15 protein-coding genes and 1 pseudogene are annotated in these 17391 nt (G+C 71.6%); 10 read left to right on the forward strand and 6 right to left on the reverse strand.

Annotated elements, in window-relative coordinates; translation table 11 throughout:
* Positions 1–78 precede the first annotated feature (78 nt).
* The 3 genes from F4558_RS29810 (at position 79) to F4558_RS29820 (ending at position 3451) form a co-directional block, all read left to right on the forward strand.
* A complete protein-coding gene (locus F4558_RS29810; RefSeq protein WP_167946951.1) occupies positions 79–906 on the forward strand; it encodes a DUF3152 domain-containing protein in 828 nt (275 codons plus the stop codon).
* Between the two features lie 122 nt (positions 907–1028).
* Entirely contained in the window at positions 1029–2210 is a 1182-nt protein-coding gene (gene moeZ / locus F4558_RS29815) for an adenylyltransferase/sulfurtransferase MoeZ (protein WP_167946953.1), read from the forward strand.
* A 200-nt stretch (positions 2211–2410) separates the two neighbouring features.
* Positions 2411–3451, forward strand: a complete 1041-nt coding sequence (locus F4558_RS29820; protein WP_369814777.1) for a prenyltransferase/squalene oxidase repeat-containing protein — start codon at positions 2411–2413, stop codon at positions 3449–3451.
* Between the two features lie 9 nt (positions 3452–3460).
* On the opposite strand, the gene F4558_RS29825 is transcribed toward F4558_RS29820, so the two are convergent.
* Both F4558_RS29825 and proB read right to left on the reverse strand, forming a co-directional pair.
* Positions 3461–4738 carry a glutamate-5-semialdehyde dehydrogenase gene (locus F4558_RS29825; RefSeq protein WP_312877416.1) on the reverse strand — a complete coding sequence of 426 codons (1278 nt, stop codon included), beginning with the start codon at positions 4736–4738 and terminating at the stop codon, positions 3461–3463.
* A 29-nt stretch (positions 4739–4767) separates the two neighbouring features.
* Entirely contained in the window at positions 4768–5877 is a 1110-nt protein-coding gene (gene proB, locus F4558_RS29830; RefSeq protein WP_197281484.1) for a glutamate 5-kinase, read from the reverse strand.
* A 61-nt stretch (positions 5878–5938) separates the two neighbouring features.
* Between proB and F4558_RS29835 the strand changes: the two genes are divergently transcribed.
* Genes F4558_RS29835 through F4558_RS29845 form a run of 3 tightly spaced genes read left to right on the forward strand, consistent with a single transcriptional unit; the run spans position 5939 to position 9267 of the window.
* A complete protein-coding gene (locus F4558_RS29835) occupies positions 5939–6253 on the forward strand; it encodes an MGMT family protein (RefSeq protein ID WP_167946957.1) in 315 nt (104 codons plus the stop codon).
* A gap of 32 nt (positions 6254–6285) precedes the next feature.
* Positions 6286–7701, forward strand: a complete 1416-nt coding sequence (locus F4558_RS29840; protein ID WP_053654045.1) for an MFS transporter — start codon at positions 6286–6288, stop codon at positions 7699–7701.
* Between the two features lie 21 nt (positions 7702–7722).
* On the forward strand, positions 7723–9267 hold the full coding sequence (locus tag F4558_RS29845) for a pyridoxal phosphate-dependent decarboxylase family protein (protein WP_167946959.1): 1545 nt from the start codon (positions 7723–7725) through the stop codon (positions 9265–9267).
* 52 nt (positions 9268–9319) lie between these two features.
* Here F4558_RS29845 and F4558_RS29850 read toward each other — a convergent pair whose 3' ends face one another.
* Entirely contained in the window at positions 9320–10525 is a 1206-nt protein-coding gene (locus F4558_RS29850) for a hypothetical protein (RefSeq protein WP_167946961.1), read from the reverse strand.
* Entirely contained in the window at positions 10518–11069 is a 552-nt protein-coding gene (locus tag F4558_RS29855; RefSeq protein WP_053654039.1) for a SigE family RNA polymerase sigma factor, read from the reverse strand. Before F4558_RS29855 ends, F4558_RS29850 begins: the two co-directional genes overlap by 8 nt.
* 199 nt (positions 11070–11268) lie before the next feature.
* Between F4558_RS29855 and F4558_RS29860 the strand changes: the two genes are divergently transcribed.
* Both F4558_RS29860 and F4558_RS29865 read left to right on the forward strand, forming a co-directional pair.
* Entirely contained in the window at positions 11269–11850 is a 582-nt protein-coding gene (locus tag F4558_RS29860) for an NADH-quinone oxidoreductase subunit B (protein WP_167946963.1), read from the forward strand.
* Positions 11851–11886: 36 nt separating this feature from the next.
* Complete coding sequence (locus F4558_RS29865; protein ID WP_053654037.1) at positions 11887–13203, forward strand: DUF2252 domain-containing protein; 1317 nt, start codon at positions 11887–11889, stop codon at positions 13201–13203.
* A 15-nt stretch (positions 13204–13218) separates the two neighbouring features.
* Here F4558_RS29865 and F4558_RS29870 read toward each other — a convergent pair whose 3' ends face one another.
* Positions 13219–14265 carry a glucose 1-dehydrogenase gene (locus F4558_RS29870; RefSeq protein ID WP_197281483.1) on the reverse strand — a complete coding sequence of 349 codons (1047 nt, stop codon included), beginning with the start codon at positions 14263–14265 and terminating at the stop codon, positions 13219–13221.
* A 117-nt stretch (positions 14266–14382) separates the two neighbouring features.
* On the opposite strand from F4558_RS29870, the pseudogene F4558_RS29875 reads away from it, so the two are divergent.
* Positions 14383–14979, forward strand: a pseudogene (locus tag F4558_RS29875) (NADH-quinone oxidoreductase subunit C); the annotation flags it as partial.
* Between the two features lie 236 nt (positions 14980–15215).
* On the forward strand, positions 15216–16178 hold the full coding sequence (nuoH, locus tag F4558_RS29880) for an NADH-quinone oxidoreductase subunit NuoH (RefSeq protein ID WP_053654030.1): 963 nt from the start codon (positions 15216–15218) through the stop codon (positions 16176–16178).
* A gap of 120 nt (positions 16179–16298) precedes the next feature.
* Here nuoH and F4558_RS29885 read toward each other — a convergent pair whose 3' ends face one another.
* Positions 16299–17318: a glutathione S-transferase family protein gene (locus tag F4558_RS29885; protein ID WP_167946965.1), complete on the reverse strand. Its 1020-nt coding sequence runs from the start codon at positions 17316–17318 to the stop codon at positions 16299–16301.
* Between the last annotated feature and the right edge of the window lie 73 nt (positions 17319–17391).

The raw sequence follows: 17391 nt of genomic DNA on the forward strand, positions 1-17391 counted from the left end.
GTTCGCCGCCTTCAGGTCGTCTTGCGTAAATAGCGGCAAAAGCGGAGATATGCCCGAATAATCTGGCAGGCTGACACCATGATGCCGTCTGCCCCTTACGGCCCGCCCGAGCCGCACGACCCAGCGGACCAGCCGGCGTACGAGGGCGCGCGTCCCACGCTCGTCCGGATGCGACGGCGGCGACGCCGCAGCCTGCTGCTCGGCGTACTCCTGCTCGCCACCGCCATCGGCGTGACAGTGAGCCGCGGCGGTGAAGACCCGGTCGAGGCGCCGGCCACCACCCAGGGCGGGATGGGGCACGGCGGCGGGCTGGGCGCCCACCCGGAGCCCACCGGGTATCCGTCGGTCGGCGCGGGCCGGTTCACAGCCGCCGACGGTGAGACCCCCGTGCACGGCGAGGACGGGCCGTTGCGCCGCTACCGGGTGGTCGTGGAGCGCGGGACCGGCCAGGACGCCGCTACGTTCGCCGCCCGGGTGGACGCGGTGCTCACCGACCCACGCAGCTGGATCGCCTCCGGTGAGCTGCGGATCCAGCGGGTCGCCGACGCCGGAGCCGCCGACTTCACCATCTACCTGGCCACGCCTGTCACCTCCGAGCGGATGTGCGCCGAGGGCGGGTTGACCACCGAGCGCTACACGTCCTGTCGGCTGCCGGGCCAGGTCATCATCAACCTCGCCCGCTGGCAGGAGGCGGTGCCTGACTACGGGGCACCGCTGGAGGCGTATCGCACATATGTGATCAACCACGAGGTCGGCCACGAGTTCGGTGAGGAGCACGAGGCGTGCCCCGGCCCGGGGGAGCCCGCGCCGGTGATGCAGCAGCAGACGTACGGGCTGCAGGGCTGTGTGGCGAACGCCTGGCCGTACCTGGACGGCCGCCGCTATTCGGGCGACATCGTGCCCTGATCGACCCCGGTCGTCGTTATTCCCGCTCCCGCATCGCGGGCCAGTGTCCTCCCTCATGGCCGACACGGGCTCCGGCGAGCAACAATGGCGCGGTTCGCACCGCCGATCCCGGGGAGTCCACCGTGCCGTTGCCCCCGCTCGTCGAACCCGCCGCCGAGCTGACCGTTGACGAGATCCGCCGCTACTCACGCCATCTGATCATCCCGGACGTCGGGGTGACCGGGCAGAAGCGGCTGAAGAACGCCCGGGTGCTCTGTGTCGGCGCCGGTGGCCTCGGCTCGCCCGCCCTCATGTACCTCGCTGCCGCGGGTGTCGGCACCCTCGGCATCATCGACTTCGACACCGTCGACGAGTCGAACCTCCAGCGTCAGATCATCCACGGCGTGTCCGACATCGGCCGGTCCAAGGCCGAGTCCGCCGCCGCGTCGATCCGCGAGATCAACCCGCTGGTCAACGTGGAGATCCACAACACCGCCCTGGACCGGGAGAACGTCCGCGAGATCTTCGCCCAGTACGACCTGATCGTGGACGGCACCGACAACTTCGCCACCCGTTACATGGTCAACGACGCGGCGGTGCTGCTCGGCAAGCCGTACGTCTGGGGCTCGATCTACCGGTTCGACGGCCAGGCGTCGGTGTTCTGGGCCGAGCACGGCCCCTGCTACCGGTGCCTCTACCCGGAGCCCCCGCCGCCGGGCATGGTCCCGTCCTGCGCCGAGGGCGGCGTGCTCGGGGTGCTCTGCGCGTCGATCGGGTCGATCCAGGTAAACGAGGCGATCAAGCTGCTCGCCGGCGTCGGCGAGCCGCTTGTCGGCCGCCTGATGGTCTACGACGCCCTGGAGATGGAGTACCGCAAGATCAAGGTCCGCAAGGACCCGAACTGCGTGCTCTGCGGCGAGAACCCGACGGTCACCGACCTGCTGGAGGACTACGAGGACTTCTGCGGCGCGGTCTCCGAGGAGGCCCAGGAGGCCACCCTCGACTCGACGATCACCGCCCTGGAGCTCAAGGAGTGGCAGGACGCCGGCAAGGACATCTTCCTCGTCGACGTGCGCGAGCCGGCCGAGTACGAGATCGTCCGGATCCCCGGCTCCACCCTGATCCCCAAGGGCGAGATCCTCTCCGGTGAGGCCCTCGCGAAGCTGCCGCAGGACCGGCAGGTCGTGCTGCACTGCAAGTCCGGTGTCCGCTCGGCGGAGGCTCTCGCCGCGCTCAAGGCGGCCGGGTTCCGTGACGCCGTGCACGTGCAGGGTGGCGTGCTGTCCTGGATCAAGCAGATCGACCCGTCGCTGCCCGCGTACTGACCGGCCGGCTCGGGGCTGCGGTGCACGCCGCGCCCCGAGCCGCCCCCGGTACGACGAGCGCCCGCACGGCAAGCCCGTCGACAGTGCGGCAAATCGACGCGAAAGCGCTCCGAGCAGCCCTGTGACCGGAGCGTCGCAGCCATACCGGCCTGGCCGATTCCCCGAGGCGGTATCACGTCTGCGCAGGTAGCGTCTCTGCCGTGGTCGACTTGAATGCCGCGATCGGGTTCGTCGTGGCGCATGGGGATGCGGTGGAGCGTGCCCGCCTCTCCTGGCTGCGCAACGGCACACCCCCGCCTCCGGAGGTGTTGGACACCGCTGAGATCGGCCAGTCGCCCGACGGCGGATGGCCCGCGACGTGGGGCGGCGAGATCGCCTCAGTCGACGCCACCTGCTTCCGGCTCGCCGAGTTGGACGACCTGGGCGCGCTCGCCCGCCCCGCCGCACGCCGCGCCCTCGACTGGCTGGCGTCCCGGCAGCAGGCCGACGGCGGCTGGGACGAGGACGCCTCGCTTGCCGGTTCGGCGCCGGAGTGGGCCCGCCCCGGCGACCCGGAGGCCAAGCTCTTCCTCACCAGCAACGCCGGGTTCTGGCTCACTGTCGCCGGCCTGGACGCCCGAGCCTCCGGCCCGCTCGATCACCGCGTCGGCGGGGCGTACGCCGGGGTGGTGCAGGCGGCGGCCCACTCGATCGCCGCGCGGCTGCGACCGGACGGCAGTTGGCCGTCGTTCCTCGCCGCCGGGTGGCTGAGCGCTGCCGTCCTGCACCGGCAGGACATGTTCCAGGAGTCCGCGCGGATCCAGGTGGTGCTCGCCGAACGGATGCCGAAGATGTCCCCGGGCGACGTCGCCTGGCTGGCGGCCACGCTGCGCCGGGTCGGCATCGACCTCCAGGACTGGATCATGGTCCGCGCCCTGCGGCGACTGGCCGAGACCCAGCGCAGCGACGGCGGTTGGGAGAGCGAGGACGGCCACCAGTTCGACGTGCACTCGACGCTGTCGGCGATCCGGGCCTGCCGTCCGGCGACGGTGCCCGGCCAGAAGCGGCCCGCCCTCCAGGCCGGCGGGCCACCCGTCCGTCCGGAGGCCAGGCCACCGGCCCGCCCGGCTGCGGTGCCGCCTGTCCATCAGACAGGCGTGCCGCCCGTCCGCCCGGCTGCGGTGCCGCCGGCCCGCCAGGCTGCCGTGCCGCCCGTTTGGCAGGAGACCGCGCCGCCGGGGCTGGCCGAGACCGCCGGTTGAGCCGCCGCGTCAGCGCAGGTGGCCGTTGCCGGTGACGACGTACTTGGTGCTTGTCAGCTCCGGCAGCCCCATCGGGCCACGGGCGTGCAGCTTCTGCGTCGAGATGCCGATCTCCGCGCCGAAGCCGAACTCGCCCCCGTCGGTGAACCGGGTGGAGGCGTTCACCATCACCGCCGCCGCGTCGACACGGGCCACGAAGTCGCGGGCGGCGTTCGCCGAGTCGGTGAGGATCGCCTCGGTGTGCCCGGTGCCGTACGTGCGGATGTGCGCGACCGCCGCGTCCAGCGAGTCGACCACCGCGACGGAGATGTCGGCCGACAGGTATTCGGTGGTGTAGTCCTCCTCGGTGGCCGGGACCACCGCCGGGGAGTACGCGGCTACCTCGGGGGAGCCGTGCACCGTCACCCCGGCCTCGGCGAACGCGGCGAGCATCGGCGGCAGGAACGCGTCGGCGACGTCGGCGTGCACCAGCAGCGACTCGGCGGTGTTGCAGGTGGACAGCCGCTGGGTCTTGGCGTTCAGCGTCACGGCCACGGCCTGCGAGACGTCCGCTGCGGCGTCGACGTAGACGTGACAGTTGCCCACCCCGGTCTCGATCACCGGCACGGTCGACTCCTCGACCACAGTGCGGATCAGCGACGCGCCACCGCGCGGGATCAACACGTCGACGAGCCCTCGGGCGCGCATCAGCTCCTTTACCGACTCGCGGGAGCTGGCGTCGAGCAGCTGCACCGCGTCGGCGGGCAGCCCTGCCTCGGCGACGGCGTTCCGCAGCACCGCGACCAGCGCGGCGTTTGAGTGTGCGGCCGAGGACGACCCGCGCAGAAGGGCGGCGTTGCCGGACTTCAGGCAGATCCCGGCGGCGTCCACCGTGACGTTGGGGCGCGCCTCGTAGATGATGCCGACCACCCCGAACGGCACCCGGATCTGGCGCAGCTCCAAGCCGTTGGGCAGTGTCGAGCCCCGGACCACCTCGCCGACCGGGTCGGGCAGCGCGGCCATCTGGCGCAGCGCGTCCGCGATGCCGGCCACCCGGCCCGCGTCGAGCGCGAGCCGGTCCAACACGGCCGCGCTCAGCCCGGCGTCGCGTCCGGCCGCCAGGTCCGCCTCGTTCGCGGTCAGGATCTCCGGTGTACGCGCGACAAGCGCGTCGGCCATCGCGACAAGCGCGGCGTCCTTGGCGGTACGGGTGGCCACTGCCAAGGTCGCGGCGGCGTCCCGCGCCCGTCGAGCCTGCTCGGCGACGCTCATTCTGCACTCCTCGGTGTTAGGAAGGGGCCCCTTCACAACGCCAGGCGTTAACAAGGTGCCCTTGCTTACAGCAGTACGAGGTCGTCGCGGTGGACGACCTCCCGTTCGTAGGCCGGGCCGAGCGCCGCGGCGAGTTCGGAGGTGGAGCGACCGAGCAGCCCGGGCAACTCCACCGCGTCGTAGTTGACCAGCCCACGGGCGACCGGAGCGCCAGCGGTGTCGACAAGGTCGACCGGGTCGCCGGCGGTGAACGTGCCGTCCACGGCGGTGATGCCGGCGGGCAGCAGCGACTTGCGTCGCCCGACGACGGCGGCCACGGCACCCGGGTCGAGGTGCAGCCGGCCGCGTGGCGAGGTGGCGTGGGCAAGCCAGAACAGCCGGGCCGTCGGGCGCTGGCGCTGCGGATGGAACAGCGTGCCGACCGGTTCGCCGGCCAGCACCGGTCCGGCCAGGTCGGCGGAGGTGAGCACCACCGGAATGCCGAAGCCGGTGGCGATCCGGGCCGCCTCGACCTTCGTCACCATGCCGCCGGTGCCGACCCCGGACCGGCCGGCGCCGCCGATGGTGATGCCGGCGAGGTCCTCGTCGCCGCGGACCTCCGCGATCCGCGTCGACTGCGGGCGGGCCGGGTCGCCGGTCCAGAGCGCGTCCACGTCGGAGAGGAGCACCAGCAGGTCGGCGTGCACAAGCGCGGCCACAAGCGCGGCCAGCCGGTCGTTGTCGCCGAACCTGATCTCGTCGGTGGCGACAGTGTCGTTCTCGTTGACGATCGGCACGGCGTGCAGGTCGAGCAGCTTGCGCAGCGTGCGGTACGCGTTGCGGTAGTGCGCCCGCCGGGTCACGTCGTCGACGGTGAGCAGCACCTGCCCGACGGTCAGGCCGTGGCGGGCGAAACTGGCGGCGTACCGGCCGATCAGCAGGCCCTGGCCGACGCTGGCGGCGGCCTGCTGGGTGGCCAGGTCGCGCGGGCGTCGGGTCAGCCCGAGCGGGACGAGGCCGGCGGCGATCGCGCCCGAGGAGACGAGCACCACCTCGCGGCCCTGGGCGGCCAGCCCGCCGAGGGAGTCGACCAACGCGTCGACGCGCTCGTCGGCCAGCCCACCCGTGGCGGTGGTCAACGAGGAGGAACCGATCTTGACGACGACCCGCCGGGCCGCCGTGACTGCGTCACGCACCCGCCCATTCTGCGTGGTCAGGGCAGCGTCGCCCGGCGGCCTTCCCATATGGTGGCCGATTGTGACACCTGACGAGTACGTCGAGGCGGTGCTCGACCTGGTTGAGCGGATCCCGCAGGGTCGGGTGATGTCGTACGGGGCGGTCGCCGACGCCCTGGCCGAGCGGTCGGGGCGAGCCTCGGCCCGGCTGGTGGGCAACATCATGGCCCGGCACGGTGGCTCGGTGCCCTGGCACCGTGTGGTGACCTCGTCCGGTCGGTTGCCGCCGGGGCACGAGCGGGAGGCGCGGGCGCGGCTGCGGGCCGAGGGGGCGCCGTTGCGCGGCGAAGGTGTGGACATCGCGGCGGCGGGCTGGTCGCCGGATGAGGGGATGTGACGCGCGCCATAACGTGAGTAACATTCGGCCTCATGAACCAGCCGCCGGGTGACGCAAGCCCGCCCGCCGCAGGTCCGCTGCCTCGTCCGGTGCACGCCGGATATGCGCTCGGATCGCTTGCCACCGGCGCGTTCGGCACCGTGCCCGGTCTGCTGCTGCTGCCGTACCTGACCGACACACTGGGTGTGGCCGCCGGCCTGGCCGCCCTGCTGGTGCTGCTGCCCAAGGCGTGGGATGTCCTGGTCAACCCGGTCGCCGGACGGATCTCCGACCGCACCCGGTCGCGCTGGGGCGCCCGCCGGCCGTACCTGCTCGTGGCAGGCCTCGCGCTCGCCGTGCTGTTCGCGGGCATCTTCGCCGCACCGTTCGGCAACGGCCCGGCCGCCGTGGCGTACGTGGCGCTCGCCTTCCTGGCCACGGCCACCGCGTTCGCCTTCTTCCAGGTGCCGTACGTGGCGATGCCGGCCGAGATGACCGACGACTACACCGAGCGCACCAGGCTGATGACCTGGCGGATCGCCGTACTGGCGCTCGCCATCCTGGTCTCCGGCGCGGTGGCCCCGCTTGTGGTGACCGCCGGCGGCGACGGGGTACCCGGGCACCGGTGGATGGGCCTGTTCGTGGCGGTGCTCATCGCCGTCGGCGCGGTCGGCGCGTTCCTCGGCACCCGGTCCGCGCCGAGCGGTGTGGTGGGGGCGAGCGAGCCGACACTGCGCGCCCAGCTAGCCGTGGCCGGCGCCAATCGACCGTTCCGGGCGTTGCTGATCTGCTTCGTTGTGCAGTCCGCCGGGGTGGCGACGATCCTCGCTGGGGTCAACTACTTCGCCGGGCAGATCCTGCGCGACGAGCGGAGCGGGCCGACCCTGCTGTTCGTCTGCTTCGTCGGGCCGGCGCTGCTGGTGATGCCGCTCTGGTCCCGCGTCGGCGCCCGGGTGGGCAAGCGGGCAGCGCTGGTCGCCGCCGCGCTGATCCTCGCCGCGGGGGCGCTCGGCCTGGTCGCCGCACCGGTGCTGCCAGCGGTCGCCGTCTACCTTGTGGTCGCGGTGATCGGCGTCGGGTACGCGGGTCAGCAGGTGTTCGCGCTGGCCATGCTGCCGGACTGCATCGCGTACGACACGGCGCGTACCGGCCGGCGACAGGCTGGCGTCTTCACGGGCCTCTGGACCGCCGGGGAGACCTTCGGTCTGGCCCTCGGCCCCGGCATCTACGGGCTGGTGCTCCAGCTCTCCGGCTACGTCTCGTCCGACACCGGCACGGCGGCGAGCCAGTCCGACACAGCGAGGCTCGGCGTCCTGCTCGGCTTCACAGTCCTGCCAGCACTACTGATAGCCCCACCTCTCCTGCTACTACGCCGCTACAACCTGACTGCCGAAGTCCTAGCCGCCGCCATTCCCCACGAGGGCGTCGATCATGGAGTTGTGGTGGGGGATGAAAGCGGTAAACGATGACAAGAAAGGCACCACGACTCCATGATCGACGAGAGCAGGGTTGCGGGCGGGGCACTGTCGCCTGACGGGGTGGCTGCTGAGGACGTTTTGGCTTCGGTTCGTCGGTTGCGTTCTGCTGATCGGCCTACGCACGGGGGGCGGTTGTTCGCCTACGTCTACGACCCGGCCGTGCCGGGGCTGGACGAGCTGGCCGCCGCCGCGCACCGGGAGAGCGCGCACGTCAACGGGCTCGACCCGACCGCGTTCCCGTCCCTGCTGGCCATGGAGAACGCGCTGGTCGGCGCCGCCGGGCGGGTGCTCGGTGGTGGGCCGGGAACGACAGCGCCGGACGTGGTCGGCAGCGTCACCAGTGGCGGCACCGAGTCGCTGATCCTCGCCGTCAAGACGGCCCGGGACGCGCACCCGGAGATCACCGCACCTCGGATCGTGGTGCCGTCGACCGCGCACGCCGCGTTCGCCAAGGCGGCTCACTACCTGCGGGTGGCGCTGGACGTGGTGCCGGTACCGGTGGCCACGCTGCGCCCCGATCCGGCCGCGATGGCCGCCGCGATCCGCCCGGAGACGGTGCTTGTGGCCTGCTCCGCGCCGTCGTACGCGCACGGGGTGGTGGATCCGGTCGCCGAGATCGCCGCAGTGGCCGCCGACGCCGGGGTGCGCTGCCACGTCGACGCCTGCTTCGGTGGCTGGACCCTGCCGTACCTGCGCCGCCTCGGTGAGCCGGTGCCGGCGTTCGACTTCGCGGTACCCGGTGTCACCTCGATCTCGGTGGACCTGCACAAGTACGCGTACGCCCCGAAGGGCGTGTCGGTGCTGCTGCACCGGAATGCCGCGCTACGCGCTCCGCAGTACTTCGCGTACGCGGACTGGCCCGGCTACACGATGATCAATCCGGTGATCGCGTCCACCCGTTCGGGCGGGCCGATCGCCGCCGCGTACGCGACCCTGCGGCACATCGGCGACGCCGGCTACCTGCGGTTGGCCACCGTCACCCGGGACGCTGTCGCCAGCCTCGCCGACGCCGTCCGCGCCGTCGACGGCCTGCGGCTGATGGCCGAGCCGGAGTCCACAGTGGTCTGCTTCACCGCCACCGAGGGCGGGCCTGACCTGTTCGTCCTGGTCGACGAGTTGACCGAGCGTGGTTGGCACACCCAACCCCAACTGTCGTACGCCGGCCTGCCGGCAAGCGTGCACCTCACGGTGACGGCCGCTGTGGCCCCCCGGGTGGCCGAGTTCGGCCCGGACCTCGCCGAAGCCGTGGCGGCGGCGCGGGCGGCCGGCCCGGTGCGGCTGCCGGCCGAGTTGGCAGCCCTGGTCGGCGCCCTGACCCCGGAGGTGTTGACCCCGGAACTGGTCGTCGGCCTGGCCGCCGGACTGGGCTTAGGCGCGGGCAACGAGCCGGGCGCGGGCGGCGGGCCTAGCGCGGGCGGGGCGGGTTCCGGGCCGCTGCCGGAACGGATGGCGCTCGTGAACACGCTTCTCGACGCCGCGCCCCCCGCGCTGCGTGAGCGGCTGCTCGTCGAGTTCGTCGGCCTGCTGCAACGCCCCGCGTGGGGGTTGGACGACTGAAAAAACGCCGGTGCCCCGCCCCGAACGGGGTGGGGCACCGGTCGTGTCGTTCTCAGAGCAGGCCGGGCAGTTTCGCGCTGTTGTCGTCCTTCTTGAGGTCGGGCCACTCCCGACCCTGGTCGTCGTAGTGGAAGACGAAGAAGCTCCGGGCCCTCGCGTCGGCACCCGAGCGGTCGGGCACCAGGTAGACGAATGTGTAGCGCCGCGACTCACCGGCCGGCACCCCCGGTAGCCGGCACGACAGGTTGTCATCCGCCGCCGCCGCGTCCCGCTCGCACCTGGACCAGTCACCACCGGCCCGCTCGCCCACGTCAAGGCCGTTGAACTGGATCTTCAGAGCGTCTACCGGCCCCGCGTTGGTGACCGTGAGGACGGTGGTCAACTTGCGACCACCCGGGGCGTCGACGAACTCGTGGGTCATGGTCAACCGCAGGTCGGTGAGGCGGGGATCCTTGCCGAACTTCGTGGGGCCGTCGGTCTGGCGGAACTCCTCCCCGGTCCACCGGTACGTCCGCACCTGCTCCCGCACCAGGTGTTTGGGGGTGCTGCAACACGGCTGGATGTCGCCCACCCGCACCTGCACCGCCCCGGAGGCGATCTCGGTGCCGAGGATGTCGTCGAAGCCGTCGCCGGTGCGTACCACCCGGCCCATCGTCACGATCCGGCCGTCCCGATCCCGGTCGAAGGCGACTACCTGCTTCGCCCACGTCTCGCCGTACCCACGGCAGCCGATGAGGGCTACCGTCTCGTCGGCGCCGTCGCCGTCGAGGTCTCCGTGCTTGATCGCGACGCCGCTCAACCATGGAACGTCGGTCGGCTTCGCGTCGCCCCGGAGCCGCACGTCCGAGGTGGTGCATCGCTCGGGTGTCTCCGACGGCCATTTCGGCAGGTCGACGCGGGCGGCGAGCAGTTGCGCCCGGCTGATCCGGCCGTCCGGCGCGCTGGGAGCCGTCGACGGTGTCGCGCTCGGTGTCCCGGTGATCGATGGCGTCGGCAGCGGCCCGGTCGTCGGCGGGTCCGTCGGACTCACCGTCTCCGCCGGGGTCGGTGTCCTCCGCTCACTGTTGAGCGCGGCGTTCGCGACGACCGGCGCCAGCACCAGGACGACGGCTGCGGCGGCAACGGCCACCGCCCTCGTCTGCCGACGTCGACGCAGGGTGCGCCGGGCCTGGTCGGGGCCGGGACCGGCGACCTGGGTGGTGACATCGACGCGGTACGCGGTGAACCGCTCGCGCAGTCGGGGTTCGAGATCAGACATCGGACACCCCCTCGGTGTTCTCGTCGAGCAGTCCGGCCAGGGCTGTCCGGCCACGGTGCAGCCAGGACTTGACGGTGCCCTCGGCCACCCCTTCCTGAAGAGCGATCTGGTTGACCGACAGGTCGGCCAGGTAGTGCAGGATGACGGCCCGCCGATGGTTGGCGGGGAGCTTCGCCAGCGCCGCGTCGATGGCTACCCGGTCCGGGGTGGGGCCGTCGACCTCGGCCTCCACCCGGCGCTGCCGCATGAGGTGGTCCCGGGCGGTACGCAGGCGGCGCCAGCGGCTGCGGGCCAGGTTCCAGGCGACCCGCCGCACCCAGGCCACCGGATCGTCGTAGCGGACGAGGCGGTCCCAGCGGGCCAACGCCCGGCAGAAAGCCTCCTGGGTCAGGTCCTGCGCGTGGCCCAGATCCCCCGTGTACGCGCACAGCTGTGTGGTGACGCTCCGGAAGTGCGCGTGGTAGAAGTCGTCAAAGGTGATCGTCACCGCGTCCAGCCTGCTGGCGGTCAACGCCGCAGGTGGTTCGTTGGCACGGGCTCCCATCGTTGCTGTCACTGCCCCTCCCCGTAGCCGTCGGGCCGATGCCCTAGGCGCCGGTAACACTCCACAGCAGCGGGTGTGGTTGCGTGGTTTCCTGCCGCGAACCCGACTGTTCCGACCATCGGCCGGTGCCGACAGCGCCCCCGGGGGTCCGGGGCCCGAGCTGTGGTTGACTGTCCGTGAGGACATGAGGGAGGCGGTCGTGCAGCTACCGGCAGTGCTCGGCGAGCCGATCCGGTTCGTGCTGAACTGGGGGCGACGCTACTCGCTCTGGGTGTTCAACTTCGGCCTGGCCTGCTGCGCCATCGAGTTCATCGCCACCAGCATGGGCCGGCACGACTTCATGCGCCTCGGGGTGATCCCGTTCGCCCACGGCCCCCGGCAGGCCGACCTCATGGTGGTGTCCGGCACGGTGACCGACAAGATGGCTCCGGCGATCAAGCGGCTCTACGACCAGATGCCCGAGCCGAAGTACGTCATCTCGTTCGGCGCCTGCTCCAACTGCGGCGGTCCCTACTGGGATTCCTACTCGGTGACAAAGGGCGTCGACCAGATCATCCCCGTCGACGTGTACGTGCCCGGCTGCCCGCCCCGGCCGGAGGCGCTGCTGCACGGCATCCTGCGCCTTCAGGAGAAGATCGCCGCCGAGCAGGCCGGCATCGGCGGCGTGTCCCGCCCAGACCTGCTCGCCGCGCCACTGGACACCGCACCCCGCGAAGCCGCCGCGCCGCGCTCCGTCGACTCGCTCACCGCCCCGCCGGTACGCCCACCAACGGCTGATTGACGCCAAGGGTGGCTGGGCGGGGCTAGCCTGCGCAGCATGAGCAACTCCGTGGACAAGCGATCCGCCCACATCATCGACGTGCTCACCGAGGAGTTCGGCGCGTCGATGGCGATGGACCCGGCCGCCTTCCGCCGCAAGTTCCGCAAGATGGCCGCGTCACCGTTCGCCTTCTACCGGGGCAGCGCCGCGCTGTTCTACGCCGACCAGCGCGGCGACTTCGCCGACGACCGGTTCCTGGACGAGCGGACCGGCCGGGTGTGGATCCACGGTGACCTGCACGCGGAGAACTTCGGAACCTACATGAACGCCTCCGGGCAGCTCGTGTTCAACGTCAACGACTTCGACGAGGCGTACGTGGGGCCGTTCACCTGGGACCTGCGGCGGTTCGCGGCGAGCGTGGCGCTGCTGGGCTACAGCAAGGCGCTCTCGGATGCGGTGATCGGTGAGCTGGTGGCCGGCTTCGCCGGGTCGTACCTGACCGAGCTGCGGGCGATCGCCGACGGCGGGGACGACGCGATCGGCTCGATCACCCTGGACAACGCCGACGGTGTGCTGCGTCGGGTGCTCCAGCAGGCCCGGCTCAACACGCGGGTCGACCTGCTGGCCACGCAGACCACCGTCGACAACTACGAGCGGCGGTTCTCGATCGGCGACGGGGTCTTCGAGGTCGACGGCGACACCCGGGGCAAGGTCGTGGCGGCCTTCCAGGAGTACCTGGGCACCCTGCCCGCCACGTCGACCCGGCCCCGCCCGCTTGCCGCACAGATCAAGGACGTGGTGCTGCGCAAGGGTGTCGGCATCGGGTCGGCCGGGCTGCCGTCGTACAACCTGCTGCTGGAGGGGCACACCCAGGCGCTGGAGAACGACGTCGTGATCTACATGAAGCAGGCGCAGGTGCCGGCGGTGGCCCGGTACAGCACCGACGAGTCGGTGCGGAACTACTTCCGGCACCAGGGGCACCGGACCGCCGAGTCGCAGCGGGCGTTGCAGGCGCACGCCGACCCGTGGCTGGGCTTCACCGAGCTGGACGGGGTGGGCCAGCTCGTCGCGGAGGTCTCCCCGTACGCCGCCGACCTTGACTGGGCGGACGTCAACGAGCCGGAGGAGCTGACCGGGATCCTTGCCGACCTGGGCCGGGCGGTGGCCCGGATGCATTCGGTCGCCGACGACGAGTCCAGTCACGACCTGGTGGACTACTCCACCGAGGAGGCGATCGTGGCGGCGGTGGGCTCCGACGAGTCGGGGTTCGTCACCCACCTGGTGGACTTCGCGCACGCGTACGGGGTGCGTGCCCGGCAGGATCACCAGCTCTTCGTGGACCTGTTCCGCAACGGTCGGCTGCCCGGCATCTGAGCGGCAGCCCGCCGTTCAGGAGGCGAAGTCCAGCACCACCTTGATGTCGTCCGGCCCGGCGGTGTACGCCTCGGCGTACCTCTCCACAGGCATCCGCCGGGTGATCAGCGAGCTGAGCCAGTTCTGGTCGGCCTGGGCGAGCGCCTGCGCGGCGAGGTCCCAGTGCCGGCGGTTGGCGTTGACCGAGCCGAACACCACGTTGTTCTCCAGCACCAACTCCCGGTTGAGGGCGCCCGCGTCGAAGTTGATGCGCCGACCACCACTGGACACCCCGGCAAGGCAGACGATGCCGGTCGGGGCGGCCTTGCACATCACGTCGAGGACCACGGTGGGTGCGCCGGTGCACTCGACCACGACGTCCGGCTCGACTTGAAGGTCGTTCACCGACACCGTGTGGTAGGTGGCGCCGAGCGCGGCGACCAGCTCCGGCTTCGGCCCGCCGGTCGTCCGGTCCAGCACGTGGACGGTGAAGCCGCGCTGGGTGGCGAGCAGAGCGGCCAGCAACCCGATCGGCCCGGCCCCGGTCACCAGGACGGTTTGCGGCTGCCACTCGGCCCGGTGCCCGATGCGCTCGATGTGGTCCCACGCCTTGGCCACGACGCTCGTGGGTTCCAACAGCACGCCGACGCTGGACAGCGCCGGATCGAGCTTGACGGCGAAGTGGGGTTGGATCCGCCACCGGTCGCGGGCGAAGCCGGCCAGCGCCTTGATGCCGTGCTCGGTGAACAGGCCGTTGCGGCACATGTCCCACTCGCCGGCCGCGCAGTTGGAGCAGGGGACCGGATCGGGATGCCTGACGATCCCGGCCACCAGGTCGCCGGGCTGCAGGGTGCCTGTCGGGTCCTCCAGCACCCGGCCCAACGACTCGTGCCCGATGACCAGCCGGTCCGCGCCGGGCGGCGCCTCGCCGTACAGGCCGGCGATGATCTCGTGGTCGGTGCCGCAGATGCCTACCGACAGCGCCTCGACGAGGACCGCGCCCTCTTCGGGCGCCGGCTCCGGCTGATCCTGGATGAGACTCAGCGAGTTGGCGACTCCGGGTTCCACAGTCACAGCGCGCACACCCTCATCTTTCCCCGTCGGTCGTCGCATCGCCCGGCAAAGCCTGCAGATCGCCGGGGCGCTTGTGGTGCGGCGCGGGCCGGGCCAGTGCCGGACCGACGCCCTAGGATCAGCGGCATGACTCCCGAAGAGGTCGGCGCTCGGCTGGTCGCGCTGCTCGCGCCGGTCGAGGCGACCCCGTCGGTCTCCGGCGGGCAGCAGTACGCCCGGGCCACCGTCGACGTCCCCCCGTCGAGCTGGTCGGCCGCGGTGCGCGCGGCACGCGACGACACCGAGCTGGCCTGCGACTACTTCGACTGGCTGTCGGCGGTGGACGAGCTGGCCGAGGGCTTCGACGTGGTGGTTCACCTCTGGTCGACGCGGCTGCGGCACGGCGTGCTGCTGCGCACCCGGTTGCCGCGCGGCGCGCCGACTGTGGCCTCGGTGGTCGACGTCTACCCGGGTGCCGCGTGGCACGAGCGGGAGACCCACGAGATGTTCGGCATCGGCTTCGACGGCCACGGGGAGCTGCGACCGCTGCTGCTGCCGCCGGAGTTCGAGGGCCATCCGCTGCGCAAGGAGTTCGTACTCGCCTCGCGGGTGGCAAAGCCCTGGCCGGGCGCGAAGGAACCGGGCGAGTCGGAAGCAGGCGGTGGCCGTCGACCGATCCGCCCGCCGGGCGTGCCCGCCCCGGGCGAGTGGGGGACGGTTCCCACGCCCGCGGGTGCGGGCGGCATGGGGGAGGGGCCGCGAGGTGGCACCCCGGCGCGTCCGGCCGGTGAGCGTCCCGCCCGTCCGGCACCGGGGGCCCGTCCGGCGCGTACTCCCCGGGTCGCCGGCACCGCCGACGGCCCGGCTCGGACCGACAAGGCCGCGCCCGCCGACGGCCCGGCTCGGACCGATGAGCCCGCGCCCGACGCCGGCCCGGCCGGCCGGCCCGCGACGGGCGACCAAGACGGGGGTACGCCCTGATGCCGCTCTGGGTGGAGTTGGTGCTCCGGATCGGCGGTGTGGTGGTCGCGTTCCTCACGCTGCCGCTGCTCGTCGGTCAGGCCGAGCACAAGGTGATGGCGCACATGCAGGGTCGCCTGGGCCCGATGTACGCGGGCGGCTTCCACGGCTGGGCGCAGCTCGTGGCCGACGGCGTCAAGTTCGTCCAGAAGGAGGACATCACACCGCGCGAGGCGGACCGGGCGGTGTTCCGGCTGGCGCCGGCGGTGGCGCTCGTGCCCTACCTGCTGGTGCTGCTTGTCATCCCGCTCGGCCCGAACGACCTTGTCGGGCAACCGTTGGACATCGGCCTGTTCTTCGTGCTGGCCGTCGTCGGCGTGGGTGTGGTGGCGGTGCTCATGTCGGCGTGGGCGTCGGCAAACAAGTACAGCCTGCTCGGTGGGCTGCGCGGTGCCGCCCAGTTGCTCGGCTACGAGTTGCCGCTGGTGCTGGCGGCGGCGTCGGTGGCGATGGCTGCGGGCACGCTCAGCTTGTCGGGGATCGTCGAGGCGTGGCAGCCGTGGTGGCTCATCTGGCAGGCACCCGCGATGATCATTTTCTTCGTGGCCGGGCTGGCCGAGATCCGCCGGCCGCCGTTCGACATGCCGGTGGCCGACTCGGAGCTGGTGTTCGGCTACATGACCGAGTACACGGGTCTGCGCTTCGCGTTCTTCCTGCTCGCCGAGTACGTGGGCATCGTGGTGATCGCCGCGCTGACCACGGTGCTGTTCCTCGGCGGCTGGCAGGGCCCGTTCGCCGACGATCAGCTGGGCTGGCTCTGGACCCTGCTCAAGGTGTTCGCCGTCGCGTTCGTGATCATCTGGCTGCGGGTGTCCTACCCGCGTCTGCGTGAGGACCAGCTCCAGCGGCTCTGCTGGCTGGTGCTGGTGCCGGCCGCCCTGGCGCAACTGGTCCTCACGGCAGCGGTCCGCGTCGCCCTGTAGAGCCCGCCCCCCACCGCGCCGACCTTGCACTTTCTGCCCCGACGAACGTGGCTAACCGGGCATACCGGCGTCACAAAGTGCAAGATCCCGGGGGTGGCGGGGTCGGGGGCCCGGGGTGGCTCAGCGCAGCGGGGTGTGTGCCGGGTCTACCGGCTCGGCGGGGGGTGGAGGTGGGGTGCCGTCGCCGAAGGGGCGGCCACCGAGGGCTTCCCGACCGTGCGGGGTGAGCCAGTTGGACAGGTCAGGACCGAGCGGCACGACGCCGGTCGGGTTGATGTCCCTGTGCACCTCGTAGTAGTGCCTCTTGATGTGGTCGAAGTCGATGGTGTCGCCGAACCCGGGGGTCTGGAACAGGTCCCGGGCGTACGCCCACAGCACAGGCATCTCGCTCAGCTTCTGCCTGTTGCACTTGAAGTGGCCGTGGTAGACCGGGTCGAAGCGAACCAGTGTGGTGAACAACCGCACGTCGGCCTCGGTGATGGTGTCGCCGACCAGGTACCGCTGGTCGGTCAGCCGCGCGGTCAACCAGTCCAGCCGGTCGAAGAGCCTGTGGTACGCCTTGTCGTACGCCTCCTGGTTGCCGGCGAAGCCACACCTGTAGACACCGTTGTTGACGTCGGCGAACACCACGTCGTTGACCTCGTCGACCTGCGCCCGCAGGTGCTCGGGATAGAGCTGCGGTGCGCCGTCGCGGTGGTACGCGGTCCACTCGGTGGACAGGTCGAGGCTCATCTGCGCGTAGTCGTTCGTCACCACCTGCCCGGTCGGCACGTCGACGATCGCCGGCACCGTGATGCCCCGCTCGTAGCCGGGGAAGCGCTTGAAGTACGCCTCCTGGATGCGTTCGATGCCGAGCACCGGGTCCCGCCCGCCCGGGTCGAGGTCGAAGGTCCAACTGCGGGCGTCGTGGGTCGGGCCGGCAACCGCCATCGAGATGGCGTCCTCCAGGCCGAGCAGCCGCCGCACGATGATCAGGCGGTTGGCCCACGGGCAGGCGCGGCTGACCGCCAACCGGTACCTGCCCGGCTCGACCGGGTAGCCGTCCCGCCCGTCCATGGTGATCCGGGTGGCGATGTAGCGCTGGTCCCGGGTGAACTCGCCGCCCGGCTCGACGTATTTGCCGCCTGCTTCCTCGCCCACGTCACCCTCCTGGTCAGGTCAGTGTCTGTCCCTATCCTTACGGATCTCCAACCTGCCGATGCGGTGAGCCCGG

The organism is Micromonospora profundi (genome assembly GCF_011927785.1).
GTDB lineage: Bacteria > Actinomycetota > Actinomycetes > Mycobacteriales > Micromonosporaceae > Micromonospora > Micromonospora profundi.